Source organism: Micromonospora sp. NPDC049201 (assembly GCF_055586805.1).
Map to the genome: position 1 here is coordinate 635601 of NZ_JBVJHM010000002.1, position 23009 is coordinate 658609.

19 protein-coding genes, 1 tRNA gene and 1 pseudogene are annotated in these 23009 nt (G+C 72.5%); 11 read left to right on the plus strand and 10 right to left on the minus strand.

Translation table 11 applies throughout. The features are described from left to right. Positions 1 to 34: 34 nt before the first annotated feature. The 5 genes from ACZ6O5_RS06785 to ACZ6O5_RS06805 form a co-directional block, all read right to left on the minus strand. Positions 35 to 3610, minus strand: a complete 3576-nt coding sequence (locus ACZ6O5_RS06785) for an adenylate/guanylate cyclase domain-containing protein (protein ID WP_465974955.1) — start codon at positions 3608 to 3610, stop codon at positions 35 to 37. Further along, on the minus strand, positions 3607 to 4401 hold the full coding sequence (locus tag ACZ6O5_RS06790; RefSeq protein WP_465974957.1) for an MBL fold metallo-hydrolase: 795 nt from the start codon (positions 4399 to 4401) through the stop codon (positions 3607 to 3609). The genes ACZ6O5_RS06785 and ACZ6O5_RS06790 overlap by 4 nt, the downstream gene beginning before the upstream one ends. 115 nt (positions 4402 to 4516) lie before the next feature. Continuing rightward, the gene (locus tag ACZ6O5_RS06795) at positions 4517 to 4978 is read right to left on the minus strand and encodes a RidA family protein (protein ID WP_396774120.1); all 462 of its coding nucleotides are present in this window, start codon (positions 4976 to 4978) and stop codon (positions 4517 to 4519) included. A 3-nt stretch (positions 4979 to 4981) separates the two neighbouring features. Further along, positions 4982 to 5137, minus strand: coding sequence for a DUF4177 domain-containing protein (locus ACZ6O5_RS06800; RefSeq protein WP_013289021.1), 156 nt, complete (start codon positions 5135 to 5137; stop codon positions 4982 to 4984). A gap of 62 nt (positions 5138 to 5199) precedes the next feature. Continuing rightward, on the minus strand, positions 5200 to 5646 hold the full coding sequence (locus ACZ6O5_RS06805) for a hypothetical protein (protein ID WP_465975060.1): 447 nt from the start codon (positions 5644 to 5646) through the stop codon (positions 5200 to 5202). 334 nt (positions 5647 to 5980) lie between these two features. Here ACZ6O5_RS06805 and ACZ6O5_RS06810 point away from each other — a divergent pair, with 334 nt between their 5' ends. From ACZ6O5_RS06810 to bagB, 3 genes are read left to right on the plus strand one after another with little or no spacing between them, the layout of a single operon-like run. Next, complete coding sequence (locus ACZ6O5_RS06810; RefSeq protein ID WP_465974959.1) at positions 5981 to 6589, plus strand: Rv0361 family membrane protein; 609 nt, start codon at positions 5981 to 5983, stop codon at positions 6587 to 6589. 26 nt (positions 6590 to 6615) lie between these two features. Then, positions 6616 to 7590 carry an ATPase BagA gene (bagA, locus tag ACZ6O5_RS06815; protein ID WP_465974961.1) on the plus strand — a complete coding sequence of 325 codons (975 nt, stop codon included), beginning with the start codon at positions 6616 to 6618 and terminating at the stop codon, positions 7588 to 7590. 54 nt (positions 7591 to 7644) lie between these two features. Next, positions 7645 to 8796: an ArsA family ATPase gene (bagB, locus tag ACZ6O5_RS06820; RefSeq protein ID WP_396774123.1), complete on the plus strand. Its 1152-nt coding sequence runs from the start codon at positions 7645 to 7647 to the stop codon at positions 8794 to 8796. Positions 8797 to 8815: 19 nt separating this feature from the next. On the opposite strand, the gene ACZ6O5_RS06825 is transcribed toward bagB, so the two are convergent. Next, positions 8816 to 9139: a WhiB family transcriptional regulator gene (locus ACZ6O5_RS06825; RefSeq protein ID WP_107159621.1), complete on the minus strand. Its 324-nt coding sequence runs from the start codon at positions 9137 to 9139 to the stop codon at positions 8816 to 8818. A 400-nt stretch (positions 9140 to 9539) separates the two neighbouring features. On the opposite strand from ACZ6O5_RS06825, the gene ACZ6O5_RS06830 reads away from it, so the two are divergent. Beyond that, positions 9540 to 11981 (plus strand): transglycosylase domain-containing protein, encoded by a 2442-nt coding sequence (locus ACZ6O5_RS06830; protein ID WP_465974963.1) that lies wholly within the window; start codon positions 9540 to 9542, stop codon positions 11979 to 11981. Positions 11982 to 12048: 67 nt separating this feature from the next. Here the strand turns inward: ACZ6O5_RS06830 and ACZ6O5_RS06835 are convergent, their stop codons facing one another. Then, positions 12049 to 12504 (minus strand): GatB/YqeY domain-containing protein, encoded by a 456-nt coding sequence (locus ACZ6O5_RS06835; RefSeq protein ID WP_343444576.1) that lies wholly within the window; start codon positions 12502 to 12504, stop codon positions 12049 to 12051. Positions 12505 to 12529: 25 nt separating this feature from the next. Between ACZ6O5_RS06835 and ACZ6O5_RS06840 the strand changes: the two genes are divergently transcribed. Together ACZ6O5_RS06840 and ACZ6O5_RS06845 are read left to right on the plus strand one after the other, a co-directional pair. Continuing rightward, complete coding sequence (locus ACZ6O5_RS06840) at positions 12530 to 13423, plus strand: metallophosphoesterase (RefSeq protein WP_465974965.1); 894 nt, start codon at positions 12530 to 12532, stop codon at positions 13421 to 13423. A 135-nt stretch (positions 13424 to 13558) separates the two neighbouring features. Continuing rightward, positions 13559 to 13635: transfer RNA gene (locus ACZ6O5_RS06845), tRNA-Pro, on the plus strand. 93 nt (positions 13636 to 13728) lie between these two features. On the opposite strand, the gene ACZ6O5_RS06850 is transcribed toward ACZ6O5_RS06845, so the two are convergent. Further along, positions 13729 to 13938: a hypothetical protein gene (locus tag ACZ6O5_RS06850; RefSeq protein ID WP_465974966.1), complete on the minus strand. Its 210-nt coding sequence runs from the start codon at positions 13936 to 13938 to the stop codon at positions 13729 to 13731. A gap of 311 nt (positions 13939 to 14249) precedes the next feature. Between ACZ6O5_RS06850 and ACZ6O5_RS06855 the strand changes: the two genes are divergently transcribed. The 5 genes and pseudogenes from ACZ6O5_RS06855 (at position 14250) to ACZ6O5_RS06875 (ending at position 20242) form a co-directional block, all read left to right on the plus strand. Then, positions 14250 to 15455 carry a helix-turn-helix domain-containing protein gene (locus ACZ6O5_RS06855; protein ID WP_465975062.1) on the plus strand — a complete coding sequence of 402 codons (1206 nt, stop codon included), beginning with the start codon at positions 14250 to 14252 and terminating at the stop codon, positions 15453 to 15455. 185 nt (positions 15456 to 15640) lie between these two features. Further along, positions 15641 to 15805: a hypothetical protein gene (locus ACZ6O5_RS06860; protein WP_465974968.1), complete on the plus strand. Its 165-nt coding sequence runs from the start codon at positions 15641 to 15643 to the stop codon at positions 15803 to 15805. 61 nt (positions 15806 to 15866) lie between these two features. After that, a pseudogene (locus tag ACZ6O5_RS06865) lies at positions 15867 to 15932 on the plus strand (hypothetical protein); the annotation flags it as partial. 1152 nt (positions 15933 to 17084) lie between these two features. After that, positions 17085 to 18188, plus strand: a complete 1104-nt coding sequence (locus ACZ6O5_RS06870; protein ID WP_465975064.1) for a calcium:cation antiporter — start codon at positions 17085 to 17087, stop codon at positions 18186 to 18188. Positions 18189 to 18319: 131 nt separating this feature from the next. Beyond that, positions 18320 to 20242, plus strand: a complete 1923-nt coding sequence (locus ACZ6O5_RS06875) for a hypothetical protein (RefSeq protein WP_465974970.1) — start codon at positions 18320 to 18322, stop codon at positions 20240 to 20242. Positions 20243 to 20286: 44 nt separating this feature from the next. Here ACZ6O5_RS06875 and ACZ6O5_RS06880 read toward each other — a convergent pair whose 3' ends face one another. Both ACZ6O5_RS06880 and ACZ6O5_RS06885 read right to left on the minus strand, forming a co-directional pair. Then, entirely contained in the window at positions 20287 to 20760 is a 474-nt protein-coding gene (locus tag ACZ6O5_RS06880) for a hypothetical protein (RefSeq protein WP_465974972.1), read from the minus strand. Between the two features lie 246 nt (positions 20761 to 21006). After that, positions 21007 to 22749, minus strand: coding sequence for a bifunctional metallophosphatase/5'-nucleotidase (locus tag ACZ6O5_RS06885; protein WP_107159640.1), 1743 nt, complete (start codon positions 22747 to 22749; stop codon positions 21007 to 21009). Positions 22750 to 23009 lie beyond the last annotated feature (260 nt).

Consider the following 23009-nt stretch of genomic DNA (forward strand, 5'->3'; position numbering starts at 1 on the left):
GAGCACATCCCCGGAACCGACAGAACAGGGGTGCTCAGCCGGCGAGGCGCGACCGCAGCGCGTCCGCGGCGGCCCGCTCGCTGAGCTGCTCGGTGGCGTACGCCAGGCGGACCGCCTCCTCGGCGCTGGCCAGCGCCTCCGCCGGGCGGCCGGCGGCGTCCAGCGCCTCGGCCAGCGCCAGCCCGGCCACCACCTGGCTGCGGACGTCCTCGGCGGGGGCGGCGACCGCGCGCTGCGCCCAGTCCAACGCCTGCTCCCGCTGGCCGTGGGCGAGCAGCGCGGCAGAATACCGGGCCATCGTCTGTCGCCGGGAGATCAGCAGCGAGGGTGCGTTCGCCGCCACCATGGCCACCGGGGCGAGCAGTCCCACCGCGGTCCCCGGGTCACCGGCCGCGACCCGGGCCATCGCGAGCAGCACCCGTGGCGCGACCTGGGCCGGCGCCTGCGGGTTGTGCGGCTCCACACTGGTCAGCACCGACCGCGCCTCCCGCTCGGCGGTCTCGCAGTCGCCCATGTCCAGCGCGACGAAGCCGCGCAGCGTGCCGGCCATGCCGGTGAGCAGCGGATGGGTGGTGCGGGCGGCGTACTCCAACGCGTCGGAGAACAGGTCGGCGGCGTGCTCCGGCTCGCCCAGCCCGCGCGCCACCACCCCACGCACCACGAGCGCGAAGCCCTGCCCCCAGTCGTCGCCCACCTCGGCGAAGTCCCGGTACGCGCGCCGCGCCGCGCGGTCCGCCTCGGCGAGGTCGCCCAACTCGGCGGTGGCGTACGCCTCGACCGCCCGCAGCGTGCCCACCGCCCACGCCTCGCCGACCCGCTCCCCGAACGGCAGGAACACCTGGGCCAGCCGGCACGCCTCGCGCAGCCGGCCGGCGAGCAGCCGGGCGAACGCGGTGGTGCCGCGCAGCCAGGCCCGCCCGTACGGGTCCTTCAGCTCGGCGAACAGCCGGGCGGCCCGGCCGAGCACCGCGTCGGTGCCGGCGAAGTCGCCCCGGGTGGTGGTCACCCAGGCCAGGTTCTGCAACGACCAGGCCTGCCCACGCGGATCCTTCGCGGCGAGACTGACCTGGTAGGAGGCGGCCAGCCGGCTGCTCGCCTGCCCCAGCCGGCCGGCGATGAAGTCGGCCATGCCGAGCCGGCGCATCACCGAGGCCCGCAGCGTGGGCAGGTCGGCGGCGGTGGCCACCTGCAACGCCTCGGAGTAGCTGCGTTCGGCGCGCTCGGCGTCACCAAGCGTCTGCTGGGCCTGCCCGGCCAGCAGCAGCGCCGCGGCCCGGGTGGCGGCCTCGCCGGTGTTCGCGGCGATCTTCTCGGCCGCGGCGAGCGCGTCGGTCGGGCGGCCGATCTGCAACAACGCGCGGGCGTGCACCACCCGGTCGGCCGGGGGCACCGCGCCACGGGCCAGTTCGGCGGCGCGTTCGGCGTACTCGACGGCAAGCGCCGGCTCGCCGACGCGCAGCGACCGGCGGGCGGCCCGGCCCAGCGCGGCCACGCCCAGGCCGGCGACCGCGCGGGCCGGCGCGTCCGGGCGGAGCTTGACCGCGTCGGCGAGCGCGGTGGCCCGCTCGACGTGCTCGGCGACGAAGTCGTCGCGGGCCGCCTCGGTGAACCCGCCCGCCGGGGCGCCCGCCTCGGTCACGCTCTCCGGGGCGGCCCAGCGGGCCAGCGCGGCGTGTCGCTCGGCCAGCTCCGCCTTGCTCACCCCGGTGTACGCGGCCTCCCGCATCAGCGGGGTGGCGAACGCGAACCCGGTGCGGGTGCGGTGCAGCATGCGACGTTGCAGCAGCTCCTCGACGGCCCGGTCCAGCTCGACCGCGGCCACCGCGGCGGGCCGCCCGTCCCGCCCGACCCGCTGCTCGCGCAGCGCCTCCAGCGCGCCGGCGGCCACCGTGTCGCCGACCACCGCGGCGTCACGCAGCACCGAGCGGGCGTCCGGCGGCAGCGCGTCGATGCGCGCCGCGAGCACGGCGGCCAGGTCCCGGGAGAGCAGCCGGCTGCCCAGCGAGCCGGGGGCCAGCCGCCAGGCCACGTCCGCGCCCCGCCCCGCGCCGGCGGTCAGCGCGCCGCGTTCCATCAGCAGCGTGACCAGTTCGGCCAGGTAGAACGGGTTGCCCTGGGCGGTGGCGAGCAGCCGGGCCGCGTCGGCCTGGGGCAGCCGGCCCCCGGCCAGGTAGCTGGTGAGCAGCCGGGCCGCGTCCGCGCCGCGCAGCGGCGGCAACGCGTGCACCTCGGCGTCCGCGAGCCGGGTGAGCGCGCCGGCGGTACGCACCAGCTCGGGGCGGCCGAGCAGCAGCACCAGCACCGGCCCGGTGAGCCGGTTGAGGGTCAACGCGAGTGCCTTGACCGTCTCGGCGGTGGCGTCGTGCAGGTCGTCCACCACGATCACCAGCGGGGCCTCGCCGGCCAGCCCGCTGAGCAGGTCCGCGACCGCGTTCGGCACCACCTCGGCGTCCGCCGGTCCGGTGGCGGCGTTCCACTCGACGCTCTCCGCGGCGGGTGGCAGCTCGGCGTACCCGAGCAGGGCCAGGAGCTGGTCCACGGCGATCGGCGGCGGGTCGCCGGGGAGCCGGGCGAGGCGCTGGCCGAGCCGGCGCAGGCGTTCCTCGACGGCCGGCCGGGTCACCGCGGTCGCCGCGTCGCCGGGCAGGCCGACCGCGGCGCGGACCAGGTCGGCCAGCGGCGCCAGCCGGCGTCGTTCGCCGAACGCGGCGCAGCGGACCGACAGCACCCGGGCGCCGGTGTGCGCCGCGTACCGGCCGGCACCGACGTCGTAGCCGGCGGCGAGGCGCTCCACCTCGGCGGCGAACCGGGACTTGCCGATGCCCGCCTCGGCGGTCATCAGCAGCACCCGGGGCTCACCCCGGTCGATCACCTCGGCGAGCCGGCCGGCCATGCGGCCGATCTCGGTCTCCCGGCCCACATAGGGCGCCTCGTCACCGAGGCCGGACCGGGTGCCCGGCGCGTCCAGCAGGCCCAGCAGCTCGTACGCCTCCACGGGTTCGCGCTTGCCCTTGAGCCGCAGCGGGCGCAGCGCCCGCCAGGAGGCGACGTGCCGGGTGGCGGTGGAGGTCCGCGCACCGGCGTAGATCGCGCCGACCGCGGCGGCGTCGGCGAGGCGCGCGGCGGTGTTCACCGTGTCGCCGATGACGGTGTACTCGATCGCGGCCTGGATGCCGGCGATGACGTCCCCGGTGTTGAGCCCGACCCGCAGGCCGAGCGGCGCGCCACCGCCCCGCTCGTCGTCGAGCACCCGGCGGACGGCCCGCTGCATGGACAGCGCCGCGCGGACCGCCCGCTCGGCGTCGTCCTCGTGCGCGACCGGCGCGCCGAAGACCGCCATGATCCCGTCGCCGGTGAGCTTGTCGACGTGCCCGCCGAACGTCTTGACCGCGCCGGCCAGCGCGGCGAGCACCCGGTCGGTGACCGCGCCGACCCGCTCCGGGTCCAGGTCCTCCGACCAGGAGGTGAATTCGGAGAGGTCACCGAAGAGCACGGTGACCACCCGGCGCTCGGCGGCCGGCAGTGTGGCGGCGGCCGGCAGCGCCGCCCCGCAGTTGTGGCAGAACCGCGCCCCGGGCACGGCGACGGTCCCGCACACCGGGCAGGTCACGGTTGCTCCACTCCGAGGTGTTCGAGCTGGGCGCGGACCGACCACTCGGCGGCCCACCACAGCGACCGGTCGACGTCGGCGTAGACCACGGCGACCACCTCGGGCGCGGTGCGGGCGCCCGCGGCCACCGCGGCGCGCACCTGGTCGAGCCGGGCCCGCCGGTGGGCCAGGTAGAACTCGGCCGCCGCGCCGCAGTCGGCGAGCGCCGGGCCGTGGCCCGGCAGCGCCGGGATCCCCCGGTACGTCGAGAGCAGCTCCAGGCTGGCGAGGTAGTCCCCGAGGTGCCCGTCCGGGTGGGCGACCACGGTGGTGCCCCGGCCGAGGATGGTGTCGCCGGTCAACACCACCCGCTCACCGGCGTGCTCGACCAGCAGGCAGACCGAGTCGGCGGTGTGCCCGGGGGTGGGCAGCAGCCGGAGGCCGAGGCCGGCGTCGGGCGTGGTCGCGGCGGTCAGCGGCTCGCCCCCGGCGGTGTGCGCCGGGTCGGCGGCCAGCACCGGCACGCCGCCGAGCAGCTCACGCAGTCGGGGCGCGCCCTCGGTGTGGTCCGGGTGCCCGTGCGTGATCAGCACCCAGCCGACCGGCCCGTGCGCCGCGATCGCGGCCAGGTGCCCCTCGTCGGCCGGGCCCGGGTCGACCACCACGGCCGGCGCGTCCGGGCCGGCCCGCAGCACCCAGGTGTTCGTCCCGTCGAGCGTCATCGGCCCCGGGTTGGGCGCACGCAGCAGCGAAACCCATCCCGGCAACTCTTCCGCCAGCGCCCCTGCGGCCCCCGTCACACGCCCACCCATGGCAGCGATCGTACGACCCCACCCGCCATCCCCCGCGATCTTGCAGGTCCGGCCCCGGGTTTGTCCTCGTTCGAGGCTTCTGCCGGGGCGGAACCTGCAAGATCACGTAGGTGGGTTACGCGACCTCGACGATGACCTCGACCTCGACCGGGGCGTCGAGGGGGAGTTCCGCCACGCCGACCGCGCTACGGGCGTGCCGGCCGGCCTCGCCGAAGACGGCGCCGAACAGGTCGGAGGCGCCGTTGATGACGCCGGGCTGGCCGGTGAAGCCGGGCGCGCTGGCCACGAAGCCGGACAGCTTCACGATCTTGACGACGTTCTCCAGCCCGACCAACGCGTCGATCGCGGCGAGGGCGTTCAACGCGCACCGCTCCGCCAGGTCCTTCGCCTGCTCGGCGGAGACACCGTTGCCGACCTTGCCGGTGGCGAGCAGCTTGCCGTCGGCCATCGGAAGCTGACCGGAGACGTAGACGTGCTGCCCGGACTGGACGGCCGGCACGTAGCTGGCCACCGGCGGCACCACCTCGGGCAGCGTCAGACCGAGTTCGGCGAGTTTCGCGTGCGGTCCGTTGCTCATTGGTCAGCCCTTCGGACGCTTCAGGTACGCGACGAGCTGCTCCGGGTTCGGTCCGGGCACCACGGAGACCAGCTCCCAGCCGTCCTCGCCCCAGTTGTCGAGGATCTGCTTGGTCGCGTGGACCAGCAGCGGGACCGTGGCGTATTCCCACTTCTGCATCGGAGGAAGGCTCCCTTGCCTGACTTGGACTTCGGTCAGGCACAGCCTACGGTCCGACCGCCTCAGCCAGACGCGGGACGCTGCTCCGGGGCGGGCGACTCGCCGCAGGGGCCCTCGTGCTCGTAGCGCTGCGGGCAGCGACCGCGGTCGGGCAGCAGCAGGTCGCAGAAGACGCGGTGCCGGTTGTTCTGGTCGTCGGCGGTGGAGACGGTGGTCTCGCCGGCGTCCAGCTCGGCCAGGAAGCCGAGGGAGGTGGCCACGATGCCGGCGAGCGCGGTCGCGGCGGCCAAGTCGGCCACCCGCACCGGCAGGTGGATGACGTAGCCCGGCTCCTCCTCGTCCCGCCGGCGACCGGCCGGCCGGAGCAGCGTGCGGACCACCTCGACCGGGGGGCGGTACGAGCGCTCGTTGAACGGTGTGCCCGCGCCGGGGCCGTCGGCGTCCCCGGGCCGGGCGGCCCGGTCACCGGGGGGAAACTGGGCTCGGGGAACGTTCTCCGCGTCGCGCATCCGCTGCCTCCGGACGTCGTACCTGCTCATGGGCACCACTGCGCGGCCCGGAATCCCCCGGTCCGGCCGCTGTGTCGCGACGAACGTAGGACGCGGCCGACCATTCCGACAACGGGACGCGCATGAATGATCACGTCGAGTCACATATGTGACACAATACTGGTCCGAAACGCGATGGCGCTCTCGCGTCCGGCACGCCATGACGCGGGGCTGGCAAGTGGCCCGCCGACCGCTACCCTTCCGGACTGGGCGCGCGCGGTCGCGCGCCCACCACCTCGACCCCGTGCCCGTCGCCTGGGGCGGCGACGGGCGCGCCGCAACCCGGGGGAGACCGATGACCCAACCGCCCGCCGGTGGCCCGACCGGCACGCCCGGCGAACCGATCCCGCAGCCCGCATCCGCCGGGGCCCTCCCGCCGACCGGGCCCGGTCAGCCACCGCCCGGTGCCGGCCCACCGCCGGGGCTCGGCCACCCGCCGTACCCGCCCGGCGCGCCGCCGCGCAAACGCCCGACCCTGTTGATCGTCTCGCTCGTGCTGGCCGCGGCGGTCCTGCTGTGCGGCGGCGGTGGCACCGCCGCGTTCCTCGCCCTCCGCGACGGCGCGGACGGCCAGGGCGCACCGGAGCCGCAGGTGGCGGTGGACGGCTTCCTCAAGGCCGTCTACCAGGAGCGGGACGCCGACAAGGCGGCCACGTTCGTCTGCTCCGCGGCCCGCGACGACAAGAAGATCACCGCCAAGGTCGCCGAGGTGCAGAAGTACGCCGGGCAGTACCAGAACCCCCGCTTCCGTTGGACCAACCCGACGGTCGACAACCAGACCGGGGACCGCGCCACGGTCTCCACCAAGGTCACCATGACCACCGCCGACGAGAAGGTCGCCGATCAGGACCTGCGCTTCACGGTGGTGCGGAAGACGGGTTGGTGGGTCTGCGAGGTCGGCTGATCCCGGCGGCTGGTTAGGCTCGACGGATGGCAGCGAGTGAGCAGCCGGCCGAGTCCGCCGGCAGATGGCCGGGCCGCCTGCACGTGGTGACCGGCAAGGGTGGCACCGGGAAGACCAGCGTGGCCGCCGCGCTGGCCCTCGGGCTGGCCGCCGGGGGCCGGCGCACGCTGCTGGTCGAGGTCGAGGGCCGACAGGGCATCGCCCAGCTCTTCGGCACCGACCCGCTGCCGTACGAGGAGCGGCACCTCACCGACGCGCCCGGCGGCGGTGAGGTGCGGGCGCTGGCGGTCGACGCCGAGGAGGCGCTCCTCGAATACCTGGACATGTTCTACAAGCTCGGCGCCGCCGGCCGGGCGCTGCGCAAGCTCGGGGCGATCGACTTCGCCACCACGATCGCCCCCGGGCTGCGTGACGTGCTGCTCACCGGCAAGGTGAAGGAGGCCACCACCCGCACCGCGGGGTCCCGCCGGGCGTACGACGCGGTGGTGCTGGACGCGCCGCCGACCGGGCGGATCGGGCGCTTCCTCAACGTCACCGCGGAGACCGCCCGGCTGGCCAAGGTGGGCCCGATCAAGACCCAGAGCGAGGGTGTCTCCGCGCTGCTCCGCTCCCCGATGACCGCGGTGCACGTGGTCACGCTGCTGGAGGAGATGCCGGTCCAGGAGACGCTCGACGCGGTGGCCGACCTGACCCAGTTCGGCTTCCCGGTCGGCCGGGTGATCGTCAACGGCGTCCGTCCGCCGGTGCCGGCCGGTCGCCCGGTGACCGCGGCCGAGCTGAAGCGGGGGTTGGCCGCCGCCGGCCTTCCGACCGACGCCCGGACCGTGGCCGGCCTCGCCGAGGAGGCCCGCGACCAGCGGGTACGCCGCGAGCTGGAGGATTCGCTCCGCGGTGACCTGGTGGAGTTGGGGCTGCCCCTGATCGAGCTGCCGCTGCTGCCCGACGGGGTCGACCGGGCCGGGCTGGAGACGCTGGCCGAGACGCTCGTCCGGGCGGATTGACTCACACCTGGGGCCGGCCCGGAGCAGAGAGCCCCTCGGGACCGATACGCTCGATTGGTGCCTTCCGAAGACGCGGCGCCTCCGCTGGACGTCGACCAGATCCTCGCCGACCCCGGCGTGCGGATCGTGGTCTGCTGCGGGGCGGGCGGCGTGGGCAAGACGACCACCGCCGCGGCGCTGGCGCTGCGGGCGGCCGAGCGGCACGGCCGGCGGACGGTGGTGCTCACCATCGACCCGGCCCGCCGGCTGGCCCAGTCGCTCGGCCTGACCGAGCTGGACAACACCCCCCGGCAGGTCAAGGGCCTCGACGTCGAGACCAGCGGCGGCGAGCTGCACGCCATGATGCTCGACATGAAGCGCACGTTCGACGACGTGGTGCTCCAGCACACCGACCCGGCGAAGGCGGCGGAGATCTTCGCCAACCCCTTCTACCAGGCGATGAGTTCCACCTTCGCCGGCACGCAGGAATACATGGCGATGGAGAAGCTGGGCCAGCTCCACGCCCGCGGCGAGTGGGACCTGATCGTGGTGGACACGCCGCCGTCGCGCTCCGCGCTCGACTTCCTCGACGCGCCGGCCCGGTTGTCCCGGTTCCTCGACGGCCGGATGCTGCGGCTGCTGCTGGCCCCGGCGCGCAGCGGTGGGCGGAGCATGTTCAGCCTGGTGACGGCGAGCTTCGGGATGTTCTCCAAGGTGGTGCAGAAGGTGCTCGGCGCACAACTGCTCACCGACCTGTCCGGTTTCGTCGCCGCGCTCGACTCGATGTTCGGCGGGTTCCGGCAGCGGGCCGAGCAGACGTACCGCATCCTCCAGGCCGACGAGACCGCGTTCCTGCTGGTCGCGGCGCCGGAGTCGGACGCGGTCCGGGAGGCCGCCTACTTCGCGGGCCGGTTGCGGGACGAGCGGATGCCGCTGGCCGGGCTGGTGCTCAACCGGGTGCACCAGCCCGCCGCGCCGGGGCTGTCCGCGGAGCGGAGCCTGGCCGCCGCGGAGCGACTGGCCGGCGTCGGCGGGCACGAGGGCACCGTCGAGGTGTTGCGCGCGCACGCCGCGCTGGCCCAGCAGGCGGTCCGCGAGGAGCGGGTGGCGGCCCGGTTCACCGAGGCGTTCCCGGCGGTGCCGGCGGTGTCGGTGCCGGCGCAGCCCGCCGACGTGCACGACGTCGACGGGCTGCGGACGATCGGCGAGGCGATCAGCCGGCGGTGAACCCGCCGGCCGGGCCCCGTCAGGAGGTGGCGGTGGTGACCAGGATCTTGTCCTTGCCGGCCTTCTCCTTGGCGTTCTTCCTCATGGCCGCCTCGAACATCTTGCGCCAGCTCGTCACCTGCGGGTGACGGCGAAGCAACGCGCGGCGCTCGCGTTCGGTCATGCCGCCCCACACGCCGAACTCGATCCGGTTGTCGAGCGCGTCGGCCAGGCACTCGTACCGAACTGGGCAGCTCCGGCAGATCCTCTTCGCCACGTTCTGTTCGGCGCCCTGTACGAACAACGCGTCCGGGTCCCCGTTCTGACACGCCGCCAGTGACGGCCAGTCAGTGATCATGCCCATCTGTACACGTCCCCCCTTGCAGTACTTACCGACGTCGCGCGAGCAGCCGCGACTTCCCCCCGGTCGTCCGGCCGGCCTCCCCAGGGCGGCACGGACGACGTGTGGCTGCGATCGCCGTCACCATCATGCTGTGTAGTCACCCGATTACGCAACGTTGTCGGCGAAATCCCTAATTTCCGGACACTCCCGGCGTGCCGGGCCTTCGCCGGCCGTCTACCCGGCTCCGGTACGGAAAAACGCCGCGCCGATCCCCCGATCGGCGGAGACTTCTGCGGATCTCACGCAACCCTGTGCCAGGGTTCGTGCGTTTAGCACAACGAGGACGGCGCGGGATGGAAATGGGGAAAGTTCCCCGTGCGCCGGCCGATCCCTGCTCGCGTACCCTGTCGAGGTGACCTGGATGCGGAAACGTGACCACAATGTCTTCACCAACGCCGCATCGCTGCTGATCTGCGGCCTGCTGGCCGGCGTGGTGGTCGCCGCGGCGGCCTTCCCCGCGGTGGCGATGACCGGGCTTGCCGCGAAGGCCGGCTCGGAGACGTTCGGCGCGCTGCCCAAGGAGTTGACGGTGGCCCGGGCCCCGCAGATCACCTATCTGCTCGCCTCCGACGGCAAGACGCCGCTCGCCACCATGTACGACGAGAACCGCAAGGACGTCAAGCTCAAGGACATTTCGCCGTACATGGTCAAGGCCATCATCGCGGCCGAGGACCACGACTTCTACAAGCACAACGGCGTGGACCTCAACGGCGTCGCCCGGGCGTTCGTCAACAACCAGTCCACCGGCTCGTCCCGGCAGGGCGCGTCCACGCTCACCATGCAGTACGTCCGGCTGGCCATCTCCTACTCGGCCACCCACCCGGCCGACGTGGTCGCCGCGACCGAGGACACCAGCACCCGCAAGCTGCGCGAGATGAGCCTGGCGCTCCAGGTCGACAAGGAACTCTCCAAGGACGAGATCCTGGAGCGCTACCTGAACATCGCCGCGTTCGGCAACGGCGCGTACGGCGTCTACGCCGCCAGCCAGGTCTACTTCGGCAAGCCGCCGAGCAAGCTCGACATCCAGGAGTCGGCGATGCTCGCCGGCATGGTGAAGGCGCCGACCGCGTTCGACCCGACCACCAAGGCCGGCTACCCGGAGGCGGTCGGTCGGCGTGACTACGTCATCCAGAACATGGTGCAGACCGGCGCGATCACGCAGCCCGAGGCGGACGCCGCCAAGAAGATCAAGCTCCAGGTGCGGGACAAGCGCACGCCGAACGGCTGCGTGCAGACCAACACCAACTCGTGGGGCTTCTTCTGCGACTACTTCTACCGCTGGTGGCTCCAGCAGGAGACGTTCGGCGGCACCTCGTACGACCGGGAGCGGCGGCTCAAGAGCGGCGGCTACACCATCGTCACCAGCATGGACGTGCAGGCGCAGAAGGCCGCCGACAAGGCGGTCCGCAACCACCTGAGCGAGAGCAGCAAGGCGGCCCGGATGGTGGCCGCGATCGAGCCCGGCACCGGCCGGGTCCGGGCGGTGGCGGTGAACCGGAAGTTCAAGATCGACGACCCGAAGAACCCGCAGAACAAGCTCTCCAGCGACCCGCGCAAGGCGAAGAAGAAGATCCGGGGCAACTACCCGAACACGGTGAACCCGCTGGTCACCGGCGGCCCCGGCATCTCCGGCTACCAGGCCGGCTCGACCTTCAAGATCTTCACGCTGGTGGCCGCGCTGGAGAAGGGCTACCCGCTCAGCTACAGCATCAACGCGCAGCCGGTCTTCAAGTCCGACTACCCGGTCGAGTTCAACTCGCCGGCCGCCTGCCCGGGCACCAACAAGTACTGCCCGAAGAACGCCAACGAGTCGATGGCCGGCATGCACACCATGTGGAGCGGCTTCGGCTTCTCGGTGAACACGTTCTTCATCGACCTCCAGCAGCGGGTCGGCGCGGAGAACGTGGTCAAGGCGGCGCAGAAGCTCGGTATCAGTTTCCGCTCGTCGAGCGACGCCCAGCTCGCCGCCAACCCGCACCAGTGGGGCGCGTTCAGCCTCGGCGTCTCGCAGACCACTCCGCTGGAGCTGGCCAACGCGTACGCCACGCTGGCCGCCGACGGGAAGTACTGCGAGCCCATCCCGGTGCAGGAGATCCGCGGCCCGGACGGCGACAAGCTCGACATCGCCAACCCGCGCTGCGAGCAGCGGATCAGCACCGAGGTGGCCCGCGCCGCCGTGGACGCCGCCCGCTGCCCGGTCGGTGACCGCTCCGCCACCTCGAAGTGCGGCACCGCCACCGCCGGCAACGTCCGCGGCATCGTCAAGGCGCCGGTGGCCGGCAAGTCCGGCACCACCGACTCGGAGAAGACGTCCGCCCTGGTCGCCATGACCAAGCAGTACGCGGTGGCCGGCATCATGGCCGACCCGGACTGGGCGCAGACCAACCAGCAGATGGGCCACGACGTGCCCAACGGCATCAACCCGGCGGTCTACGAGACGCTGCGGGACGCCATGAAGGGCAAGGAACGGAAGAACTTCACCCCGCCGGACGGCAAGATCGTGATGGGTGACCAGCGCTCGATCCCCGGCGTGAAGTGCGAGTCCGTCGACACCGCCAAGTCGCGGATCAAGGGCGCCGGCTTCGAGGCGGTGGTGTCCAGCAACAAGGTGCCGTCGGAGTGCCCGGCGGGCACCGCGGCCGGCACCAGCCCGGACGGGCGCACCATCAAGGGCGGCGTGGTGCTGATCGAGGTCAGCTCCGGCCAGGGCGCGCCGAAGCCGGGCGATTCCACCGGGCCGGGCGGTCCGGCGAACCCGCCGGGCAACGGCAACGGCCGACCGGGACGCCCTGGCCGCGGCTGACCGGCGAACAACGCAACGGGCGGGCACCCCAGCGGGTGCCCGCCCGTTGTCGTTGCGGTAGGCGCGTCTACAGGCCGAGCTGGCGGCGTACCTCGGCGGCGACCCGGCCCCCCTCGGCCCGGCCGGCCACCGCCGCCTGGGCCGCCTTCATGGCCGGGCCCATCTGCGCCTTGCCGGTGAAGCCTCCCGCGGCGAGCGCCCCCGAGACCAGCTCGGCCAACTCGTCGTCGGGGAGCTGCTTCGGCAGGTAGCGCTCCAGCACCTCGCCCTCGGCGGTCTCCTTGCCGGCCTGCTCGGCGCGCCCGGCGTCGGCGAACGCGGTGGCCGCCTCACGCCGCTTCTTCGCCTCCTTGGTCAGCACCGCGAGCACCTCGTCGTCGCTGAGTTCGCGCTTCTCGCGGCCGGCGACCTCCGCGTTGCCGACGGCCGCGAGGGCCATCCGCAGCGTGGAGGTGGTCAGCTCGTCGCGCGCCTTCAACGCGGCGCGCATGTCGGTGGTGAGACGGTCCTTCAACGTGCTCATGGACGGTGAAACTACCCTGAACACCATGCGAAAGCGCACACTATTCCGGCTCGCGGCCGGAACCGCCGCCGCCGGCGCGGCCACGCTGGCCTACGCGTCGCTCGTCGAGCGCAACCTGTTCACCCTCCGCCGGTACGACGTGCCGGTGCTCCCGACCGACGCCGAACCGCTGCGCGTGCTCCACCTGTCGGACCTGCACATGATGCCCAACCAGCGGCGCAAGCAGGACTGGGTGGCCTCGCTGGCCGCGCTCGACCCGGACCTGGTGGTGGTCACCGGCGACAACATGGCCGACCCGGAGGCGGTGCCCGGCGTGCTGCGCGCGCTCCAGCCGCTGCTCGACCTGCCCGGCGCGTTCGTGTTCGGCTCCAACGACTACACCGGCCCGGTGCTGAAGAACCCGTTCTCCTACTTCCTGCCCGACCGGGAGTACACCGAGGGCGTGTCGCTGCCGTACGAGGAACTGCGCGGCATCCTCACCGGCGCCGGCTGGGCGGACCTGAACAACACCCGCACCACGCTCAAGGCCGGCGGGCGGGCGATCGAGGTCGTCGGCGTGGACGATCCGCACATCGAGCGGGACGACTACGACGCGGTGGCCGGGCCGGTCGGCGCCGAGGTCGCGTTGTCGATCGCGCTGGCCCACTCACCGGAGCCGGCGGTGCTGGACCGGATGGCCGCCGACGGCTTCGGGCTGTTGCTGGCCGGGCACACCCACGGCGGGCAGGTCTGTGTGCCCGGGTACGGCGCGCTGGTGACCAACTGCGGGCTGCCCCGGTCGATGGCGCGCGGGCTGCACCGCTGGCCCGGCTCGGACTCCTGGCTGCACGTCTCCGCCGGCCTGGGCACCCACCCGACCGCCCCGGTCCGCTTCGCCTGCCCACCCGAGGCGAGCATCCTGACCCTGATCCCCCGCTGACGCCCACCTCTGGCGATCTTGGTACGGATCGGCCCTCGAATGGGCGAATCCGTACCAAGATCCAGGCGTCGCGTGGGGTGGGGGGTACCGAGTTGGACCCCGGAGACGGGTGGGCTACTATTTGTCGGCACGCCTCGGGGTGTGGCGCAGCTTGGTAGCGCGCTTCGTTCGGGACGAAGAGGTCGTCGGTTCGAATCCGGCCACCCCGACCAGAGGTAAGTGACGGTCAAGGCCCCTCCACGGAGGGGCCTTGACTCATTTCTGAGGTACGCCGCACCATGCGGCCTGGCTCGAGCCGGGCGGGCCTACGTACTGGGGGGATTGTGATGCCTCGCGGCCATGCCCGACCCGAAGTGCCGTTCTGCCTCGTGCTGATGCTGGTCGGCACTGGCCTGGCGGACCGCGGTCGAATCCACCTCGGACGAGAGACGATCCCGGTCCCGGCGGCTCACGAAGACAACTACCGCGAGCACCAACACCGCCAACACCACGAGCGATACCACCACCGTCGTCATGCATCGACGCTACGGCATGCGAGCTACTCGCCACCACGGCGGCAAAAAGGACCGGGTCTCACATAGGAGATGTCCCGGCCAGTGATCTTCGATCTCTTCCACACCCTGATCGAAGGGGCCGACGAGGAGCGGGACCGGGTCGTCGGCGAGATGGCGGTCATGGTCGGGGTGGCTCTCCCTGGGACACTGCCGAGGCATGGCCGCAAAGCCGCGTGCCCTGCCACGCTCCGAGGACCGTCCTGGGTCACGGAGCCGTCCGCCAGGATGCGTGACGTCACATAGCGTGGCGTTCAGGTGTACCTTCCGATGTGGTGGGGCGCGTTCCTCCTTCCTGCGCTGGGAGCTTCGTCGTGTCGCACGTCGATCCGCGTTTCGGGGCCCAGCTACGGGTGCTGCGCGCCAGCCGAGGGCTGTCTCTGCGGGCGCTCGGGCAACTCGCGCACCGGGGCAAGAGTCATCTGCACGATCTGGAGACCGCCGCCAAGGCTCCGACGCCGGAAACGGCCCGGCACCTTGATGAGGTTCTTCAGGCTGGTGGGGCACTCGTGCGGCTCGTCGGGCAGCCCGTCGACCACGACGCGGAGGCCGACGAACTGCTGGCACGGGTGCGCGCCAGTGATGTGAGTGCCGAGACGCTGGCCCGGATCGAGGCAGGCGTCGACGACCTGGCGAGTGCCTACGCGACCACGCGGCCGGTGGAACTGCTGCCGATGGTGCGGCGGCATCTGGCGTACGTGGGTCGGCTGCTCGACGGCCGGGGCACCCTCGCGCAGCGGCGGCGCCTGATCGTTGCTGGCGGTTGGCTGACCGTGCTGCGGGCGACGGTGCACATCGATCTTGAGCAGCGCTCCACGGCCGGTGCGCATCTGGCCGCCGCGGCCAAGCTCGCCAAACACGGCGAGCATGCGGAGATCCAGGCGTGGTGCCTGGAGACCCGGGCGTGGGACCGGCTCACCTCGGGCGACCACCGGCAGGCGATCGAGCTGGCTCAGCAGGCCCAGCGGGTGGCACCCGGGGGAAGCTCGGCGCACATCCAGGCGACGGCGCAGGAGGCTCGGGTCTGGGCACGCGTCGGTGACGTCCGGCGAACCCGCGATGCGCTGGACCGCTTGGAGCGGGTGACCGCGAACCTGTCCGTGCCGGAGCGGGCCGAGCATCACTACCGGTACGACCCGACGAAGGCGTTGGCGTACACGGCGACGACGTTGTCCTGGGCGGGCGACCCGGCTGCGGAACAGGTCGCCCGGATCGTGTTGGCGGAGTTGGACCCGCGCGGAGATGGTGGCGACCGCCCCAGACGCTCCGCTTCCGCGCGTCTCGACCTGGCCTTGGCGCTGGTCGCGGCTGATCAGCCCGACGAAGCCAGCGTGGTCGCCGCCGAGGCGATCCGCTCCGGACGGGTGGTGCCTTCGAACTGGTGGCGGGCGCGAGAGGTGCTCCGGCGGGTCGAGCAGACCGGCGCGAAAGACGCGTCGGCGCTGCGCGAGGTCTACGAGTCGCACCGGCCCGCCTCCTGACAGCGGACAGCCCGAACGCTCAGCGGACACGCGTCGCCTTCGAGTAACCGACCCGTCACTCCATGCTGTGATCAGGGCGGATCACGTTCGGTCCGGTACCGCCGAGAAGTGGCCTGCCTGGAGCCGGGCGCGATGGTGTCGATCCTTCCGAACACACCGTCGCGCCCCTACCAGCGGAGGTAGGGATGAACCAGAAGGTTCCGTCCGAAAATCGGGGCGAGCGGATCCAGGAGGCGGAGCGGGAGGCCGCCCGGCAACGGCTTCTCCAGCAGGCCGAGGCGGACCGAATACCGGCCGAGGAGACGACCCGGGCGGTGCCGGACCGGCGGTGGCGCCATGGACAACACTGATCTGCTGCCGGTCGGACGACGGGTGGCGTACTGGCGGGGTCGACGAAAGCTGTCCCAGCAGATGCTGGCCGACCGGCTGGGTAAGTCGAAGAGTCGGGTGGACAAGGTCGAGCGGGGTGTCCGGTCGCTGGACAAGGTGTCGACACTTCGGGACATCGCCGCCGCCCTGCGGATCGACACGGCGGTCCTACTCGGTCGACAAGCTCAACCGCTCGGGGTGACCGAGCGCGTCGAGGGGGTGGAGCGGGTCCGCGCGGCGCTGTCGAGCTACGAGATCGCTTTGGGACGTCCGGCCGGTCGCCGTCCCGTGCTGTCCGTCGAGGCGCTGTCGCGGGAGGTCGCGCACGCGTGGAGCACCTTCCAGCACGCCCGCTATCCCCAGGTGGTCGACCTGGTGCCGCAGTTGCTGACCGACGCGCAGCGCACCCACGCCCACGATCCCGAGGCAGGCCGGACGCTGTTGGTGGAGGCGTACCGGGTGACGGCGTCGCTGCTGACGAAGCTCGGTGCCACCGACGTGGCGTGGCTGGCCGTCGACCGGGCAATGATCGCCGCCACCGGAGACCGGCTCTCGGTGGCAGCCGCCGCCGTGCAGCTCGGCCCGGTCCTCCGCGAATCGGCACGGACGAGGCTGGCGACGTCGGCGATGCTGGCCGCCGCCTACCGGATCGCCCCGCCGGTGACCGAGGACGGCTCCCCGCACGAGTTGTCCCTGTGCGGAACGCTCCTCGTCCAGGCTGCCCTGGCCGCATCCCGCGACGGGGACGACCGCACCGCCGTCGGGCTGATCGACGAGGCCGCCGAGATGGCCGCTCGGGTGGGCGACGGTCACGACCACTGTCGAACCGGGTTCGGACCCACGGCGGTCGAGCTTGCCCGGATCACCACGATGGCGGAGCTGGGCGACGCACGACAGGCCATCGCCCGGCACGAGAAAGTGACCACTGACGACGGCTGGCGGTGGCTGCCCGCCGAACACCGGGCCGCGTACCTGATCGACGCCGCCCGCGTCTACCTCCACGTCCACGATCCAGTCAACGCCGGCCGCGCCCTGACCGCGGCCGACCGGCATCGCGCCGGCCGAGATCCGCCAGCGACCAGCCGGTCAGGACGTACTCGCCCTGGTCGCCCGCGAGCCCCTCGCCCCGACGACGATCACCGACCTCGCCGCCGGCCTCGGCACCGGCTGAGGACGACCGACGGGCGAGACGCACCGCAGACGATCTCCCGGCCGCGGGCGGTTGCCCGGTTCACCTGGCAAGGTAGACGCATGCCAGCGATGATCCGATCCCGCCTGACCGATTGGACCACCGTCGTACCCGTGCTCGCCGTGCTCCTGCTCGTCTTCACCTGGGGGCGGGAGCTACCCGGCGCGCTGATCTTCGTGGTGGCCGCCCTGCTCGCCGTCGCCGTGCTGGCCGCCGTCCACCACGCCGAGGTGGTGGCGCACAAGGTGGGCGAGCCGTACGGCTCGCTGGTGCTGGCGGTCGCGGTCACCGTGATCGAGGTCGGCCTGATCGTCACGCTGATGATCAGCGGTGGGGACAAGACGCAGGCGCTGGCCCGGGACACCGTCTTCGCCGCCGTGATGATCACCTGCAACGGAATCCTCGGCCTGTCGCTGCTGCTCGGCGCGCTACGCCGGCAGGTGGCGGTCTTCAACCCGGAGGGCACCGGCGGGGCGCTGGCCACCGTGGCGACGCTCGCCACGCTCAGCATGGTGGTGCCCACGTTCACCACCAGCCGGCCCGGCCCGGAGTTCTCCCCCGGTCAGCTCGCCTTCGCGGCGGTTGCCTCGCTCGCGCTCTACCTGCTGTTCGTGATGGTGCAGACCGGCCGGCACCGCGACTACTTCCTCCCGGTCACCCAGGAGGGCAGCATCCTGGCGGAGGACACCGACGGCGACGGGCACGCCGAGCCGCCGTCCACGCGTACCGCGCTGGTGAGCCTGGCGCTGCTGGTGGTGGCGCTGGTCGCGGTGGTCGGCGACGCGAAGACCATCTCCCCGGCGATCGAGTCCGCCGTCCAAGCGGCCAACCTGCCGCAGGCGTTCGTCGGTGTGGTCATCGCGCTGCTGGTGCTGGCACCGGAGACGCTGGCCGCCGCGCGGGCGGCCCGCCGGGACCGCGTCCAGATCAGTCTGAACCTGGCGCTCGGCTCGGCGATGGCCAGCATCGGCCTGACCATCCCGGCCATCGCGATCGCCTCGATCTGGCTGGACGGCCCGCTGCTGCTGGGGCTGGGCGGCACCCAGCTGACGCTGCTGGCGCTGACCGCGGTGACCGCCGTGCTCACCGTGGTGCCGGGGCGGGCCACCGTGCTCCAGGGCGGGGTGCACCTGGTGCTGCTCGCCGCGTTCGTCTTCCTGGCCGCGAGCCCGTGACCGCGTCGGAAGTGCGTCTCCCGCGCGTCCGGTGATCGACCGAAAGGCCGTTGCCCGCCCCCGCACGGGAACGGTTTGATGCCCGTAACTGTCCGGGCGGGCGCCCGGACGGCAACGGGAGGAAATCCACTGTGTTCAAAGTCAGGCCACGTCGTGACCTCATCGGCCTGCTCGGGTTGACCCTGGGGGTCACCGGGCTGACGGTCGTCAGCACCGCCGGCGCCGCCGTGGCGGCGCCGCACTACACCACCCCACCCCAGGTGCAGGGCGGCTGGGTCGACTCGGCCACTCCGGCGAAGGCGTACAACTGGGCCGAGGGCGTCAACATGCCGCTCGGCACCCGGGTCGACGACGCCGGGACGTCGCACACCTCGCGGATCTACGCCACCTTCGACCTGTCCCAGTTCGAGGGCGGCCGGAAGATCTACGGCGGAAAGGTCTTCATCCAGGAGCAGACCGCGGCGGACTGCACGAAGCGGGCGATCGAGATCTGGCGTACGAAGCAGGTGGGTGCCACCCCAACCTGGAACCGGCAGCCGGAGCCGATCGGCAAGATCGACGAGATCCTGACGCCGGAGTACTGCCCCCGGGCCAGCATCTCCTTCGACGTGGGCGCCGCGGTCCAGGAGGCGGTGGCGCAGAAGCAGCGGCGGATCACCTTCCTGCTCCGGGTGCCGGAGCAGTACGAGTCGGACCCGACGTACGCGCGTGAGCTGAACTGGTACAAGCAGGTCCAGCTCAGCGTGCAGTACAACTCGTTGCCCACGGTCGACAACACGCGCCTCTACAACGGCGGCTTCGCCTGCACCCAGTTGCGGCCGTACCCGAAGATCGGCTCCTTCGCCCACGTGCTCCAGGCGGTCGGCTCCGACGCCGACGAGTGGGACCAGCGCAGTCTGCGTACCGACGTGGCGTTCTGGCCGGTCGGTCACCCGGAGCAACGGCGGGAGCTGAGCGACGAGCACGGCAGCTCGGGCCGGGCGAACACGGTCCAACTGCCTGCCGACGCGCTGGCCGACGGCACCTCGTACGTCTGGCAGGCACGCGTCGGCGACGGCGCGGACACGTCCGCCTGGTCGAAGAAGTGCTACTTCAGCTATGACGCCACCGCGCCGGCGGCGCCGACGGTGACGTCGTCGAACTACCCCTCCGCGGAGACCGGCCAGTGGGTGCCGGCCGGCGAGCCGGGTGTCTTCACGTTCTCCGGCAACGGCAAGAAGGACGTGGCGGGCTTCCAGTACCGCTGGGGGGACCTCGGGGTCAACGTCTGCGAGTGGAGCGGTGACCTCGGCCAACTGGTCTGCCCCGACCCGCTGAGCTATCCCGGCACGGTGCGGGCCGACTCACCAGGCGGCACGGCGACGGTGACCCTCAGTCCGAACGGCGCCGGCCCGCAGCGGCTCACCGTGCGCTCGATCGACCTCGCCGGCAACGTCTCCACGCCGGTGGTCTACCAGGTGTACGTGCCGTCGTCGGCACCGCAGGTGGAGACGCCGGACGGACCGCCGGAGTGGAACAAGGACGTGCTGCTGAGGCTCACCCCGGCGGCTGGCCTCACCGGGGTGGAAGAGTACGAGATCACTCTCAACAACGACCCGCCGGAGACTCGACGGGCCGACGAGGACGGCGTCGCCTACTTCAGCTTCCGGGCCACCGATCCGAACGGCTACCGGGTCACTGTGCGCAGCCGCAGCGCCAACGGGTTCGTCTCGGAGGAGCGTTCCTGGTGGGCCTACTTCGACCCGTGGCCAGGGGTGCGTTCCGACGTCTACGGACAGCCGGCCGACGGGAGCCCGGTGGGCGGGGTCGGGGTGCCCGGCACCTTCACCTTCTCGCCGCCGCCCGGATGGACCGACGTGGCGACCTACCGGTACGCGTTCGGCGACGATGGCGAGTTCACCGACGTGACCGCCGACGGTGACGGTCGGGCGACCGTGACGTGGACGCCGCAGACCAGCGGGTGGATCACCCTGACGGTCTTCGCGGTCAAGGCCGACGGCACGTTCAGCGAGTACGCCAACTGGTACTCGTTCGAGGTCGCCGGCACCGCCTGACCGGTTGGGGGCGGGGTGGACGGGGGACCGTCCGCCCCGCCCCGTCAGTCGTGCAGCTCGGTGCGGGCCACCTCGGCGAACGCCGCGCTCAGGTAGTCGGCGAACGGGCGTCCGGTGACCGCCAGCAGGTCGGCGACGAGCAACGGGGCGTGCCGGGCGACCGCCGCCGGGTCGGGCGGGTTGTCGTCGTCGCCCGGGTCGTAGACGCCGAGCGCGCCGGCCAGCAGCACCAGCAGCACGTGCGGGTCGACCTCGGACCACCACGTCGCGGCCGACCGGACGCAACGCTCCAGCACCTGGCGTACGTCGTCGCCGTCCAGCCCGTCCGGATGCCCCTCCTCCAGCAGCAGCCGCACCGCGCCGCCGAGCACCAGCCCGGCCCGGTCGGCGGCGGCGAGCCGCTCCACCGCCGGCCGGTACGCCTCGGCGTCCCGCTCCCGGGCCGCGTCGACCGCGTCCGTGGCGCTCGCGGCGATCTCACGGGCCGGGGCAGGCAGATGACGCCACGTCGCACTCACCGCCCCAGCATGGCAGACCACCCCCTCCCCACCCCCCTCCCCACCCCCTCTCCCCACCCCCTCCCCACCCCACTCGTTGATCAAGGAGTTTGCGTCGCCACGCGGCGCGTTCTCGACGCAAACTCCTTGATCAACGCGCCGAAGGTGGGTGCGGACGGTGGGGGGACGGTGGGTGGGGAGGGTGGGGGGAGGAGGAGACGGCAGTGGGCCCCGGAGCGGTGCTCCGGGGCCCACTGGCGGTACGGGTCAGGCGGCGGGGACCTCCGCGGTGGTCTGGATCCGGTCCAGCGCCGGCGCGGACACCGGCGACTTCTCGGTCAGGTACGCGGTGAAGGCGTCCAGGTCGATCTGGCCGGTCACCGCGTTGGTGCCGCCGGTCAGGACGCTGAAGCCGTCGCCGCCACCGGCGAGGAAGTTGTTCACCGTGACCCGGTAGGTCGCGGTGTCGGTCACCGGGGTGCCGTTGATGGTGAGGCTGCCCCGGACCACCCGGCTGCCGGCACACGGTGTGCCGGCCGGCGCGGTGGTGCCGTTGACGTCCACCACGTAGTGCACGGACGAGGACGCGTAGAGCACCCGCGCCACGGTGAACTGCTGCTCCAGCATGCAGTAGAGCTGCGCGCCGGTCAGGTCCAGCGTCACCAGGTTGTTGGCGAATGGCTGGACGGTGAACGCCTCGGCGTAGGTGACCGGGCCGGCGTCGAGGTCGGCGCGGACACCACCGGGGTTCATGAACGCGGCGACCGCGTTCTGCTCGGTGTCGGTGGCGGCGAGCTGGGCGTCGGCGATCACGTTGCCCAGCGGCGACTCACCGGTCTGGTACGTCGGCTTGCCGTTGGCGTCGACCCCGGTCTGGTACAGGTTCTCCTGGGTCTTGGTGATCGCGGTGGTGGTCTCACCGACCACCCGGTCGGCCACCGGGCCGAGCGCGGTCTTGTACCGGCTGATCAGCTCGGTCGAGGCCGGGTCCTTGGCGACGTCCCGGGTGACCACCACGTTGTTCGCCGACGCGCTGACCACGTCCCGGGTACGCGGGTCGATCTTCAGGTTGATGTCGGTGACGAGGCGGCCGAACGAGCTGGCGCTGGTGACCAGCTTGCCGTTGATGTTGCAGTTGTACGCGGCGTGGGTGTGGCCGCTGACGATCACGTCGATCGCCGGGTCCATCCGGTTGGCGATGTCGACGATCGGGCCGCTGAACCCGGTGCAGTCGTTGATGCCGCCGCCGTTCTGCACGCCACCCTCGTGCAGCAGCACGACGATGCTCTTGACGCCGAGCAGCCGCAGGATCTTGGCGTACTTGTTGGCGGTGTCGGCCTCGTCGGTGAAGCGCAGCCCGGCCACGCCCTGCTGGCTGACGATGTTCGGGGTGCCCTCCAGGGTCATGCCGATGAAGCCGATCGGCACACCCTTGACGATCTTGATGCCGAACGGCTGCATCAGCGGCAGGCCGGTGGAGGTCTTGAACGCGTTGGCGGAGAGGTACTTGAACTTCGCGCCCTCGAACGGCGTGCCGTCGGCGCAGCCGTCCACCGGGTGGCAGCCGCCGCGCTGCATCCGCAGCAGCTCCTTGGCGCCCTCGTCGAACTCGTGGTTGCCGACGCTGGCGAACTCGAGCCCGGCGAGGTTCATCTCCTCGATGGTGGGCTCGTCGTGGAACGCGGCGGAGAGCAGCGGCGAGGCGCCGATCAGGTCGCCCGCGGCGACCGTGACGGTGCCCTTGCCCTGCGCCTGCGCCGCGGCGCGCATGGCCTTCAGGTGGCTGGCCAGGTATTCGGCGCCACCGGCGGCCTGCCCGTCGATGGTGCCGCTGGAGCCGGTCGGCGGCTCCAGGTTGCCGTGGAAGTCGTTGATCGCGAGCAGTTGGACGTCGACCGGCTTCGAGTGGGCCTCAGCCTGGTCGGGGGTGACGGCGACGGCGGTGAACGCGGTCGCGGCGAGTGCGGCCAGGCCGACGGCGGCCCGGCGGCGCATCCCGGGGACGGACATGGAACTCCTCGTGAGATACCGGCGCGTGGTTGCCCGGACGATGGTTCGCCCGGCGACCCTGATGCGTGCCGTGACAGGGGTCGATCGCGGAAGGCGGCACTCGGGGGAACGCCGCCCCGCCCGGGGTAGCTTCTCATCCACCGGGCCGCAGGTCGACCGGGGTGGCAATCGGAATGTTCACCGCGCCAGGCGACCCGTGCCGGTCTGCCCGACGAGTCCGACATGACCGTCGGGTGAATTCCCGCACGGCGCACGCCGGC

Coding starts and splice junctions, on each gene's coding strand:
- ACZ6O5_RS06790 (WP_465974957.1), bottom strand. CDS start 4,401: ATGGGTGGGCGTGTGACGGGGGCCGCAGGGGCGCTGGCGGAAGAGTTG.
- ACZ6O5_RS06795 (WP_396774120.1), bottom strand. CDS start 4,978: ATGAGCAACGGACCGCACGCGAAACTCGCCGAACTCGGTCTGACGCTG.
- ACZ6O5_RS06800 (WP_013289021.1), bottom strand. CDS start 5,137: ATGCAGAAGTGGGAATACGCCACGGTCCCGCTGCTGGTCCACGCGACC.
- ACZ6O5_RS06805 (WP_465975060.1), bottom strand. CDS start 5,646: ATGCGCGACGCGGAGAACGTTCCCCGAGCCCAGTTTCCCCCCGGTGAC.
- ACZ6O5_RS06810 (WP_465974959.1), top strand. CDS start 5,981: ATGACCCAACCGCCCGCCGGTGGCCCGACCGGCACGCCCGGCGAACCG.
- bagA (WP_465974961.1), top strand. CDS start 6,616: ATGGCAGCGAGTGAGCAGCCGGCCGAGTCCGCCGGCAGATGGCCGGGC.
- ACZ6O5_RS06825 (WP_107159621.1), bottom strand. CDS start 9,139: ATGGGCATGATCACTGACTGGCCGTCACTGGCGGCGTGTCAGAACGGG.
- ACZ6O5_RS06830 (WP_465974963.1), top strand. CDS start 9,540: ATGCGGAAACGTGACCACAATGTCTTCACCAACGCCGCATCGCTGCTG.
- ACZ6O5_RS06835 (WP_343444576.1), bottom strand. CDS start 12,504: ATGAGCACGTTGAAGGACCGTCTCACCACCGACATGCGCGCCGCGTTG.
- ACZ6O5_RS06840 (WP_465974965.1), top strand. CDS start 12,530: ATGCGAAAGCGCACACTATTCCGGCTCGCGGCCGGAACCGCCGCCGCC.
- ACZ6O5_RS06850 (WP_465974966.1), bottom strand. CDS start 13,938: ATGACGACGGTGGTGGTATCGCTCGTGGTGTTGGCGGTGTTGGTGCTC.
- ACZ6O5_RS06860 (WP_465974968.1), top strand. CDS start 15,641: ATGAACCAGAAGGTTCCGTCCGAAAATCGGGGCGAGCGGATCCAGGAG.
- ACZ6O5_RS06870 (WP_465975064.1), top strand. CDS start 17,085: ATGATCCGATCCCGCCTGACCGATTGGACCACCGTCGTACCCGTGCTC.
- ACZ6O5_RS06885 (WP_107159640.1), bottom strand. CDS start 22,749: ATGTCCGTCCCCGGGATGCGCCGCCGGGCCGCCGTCGGCCTGGCCGCA.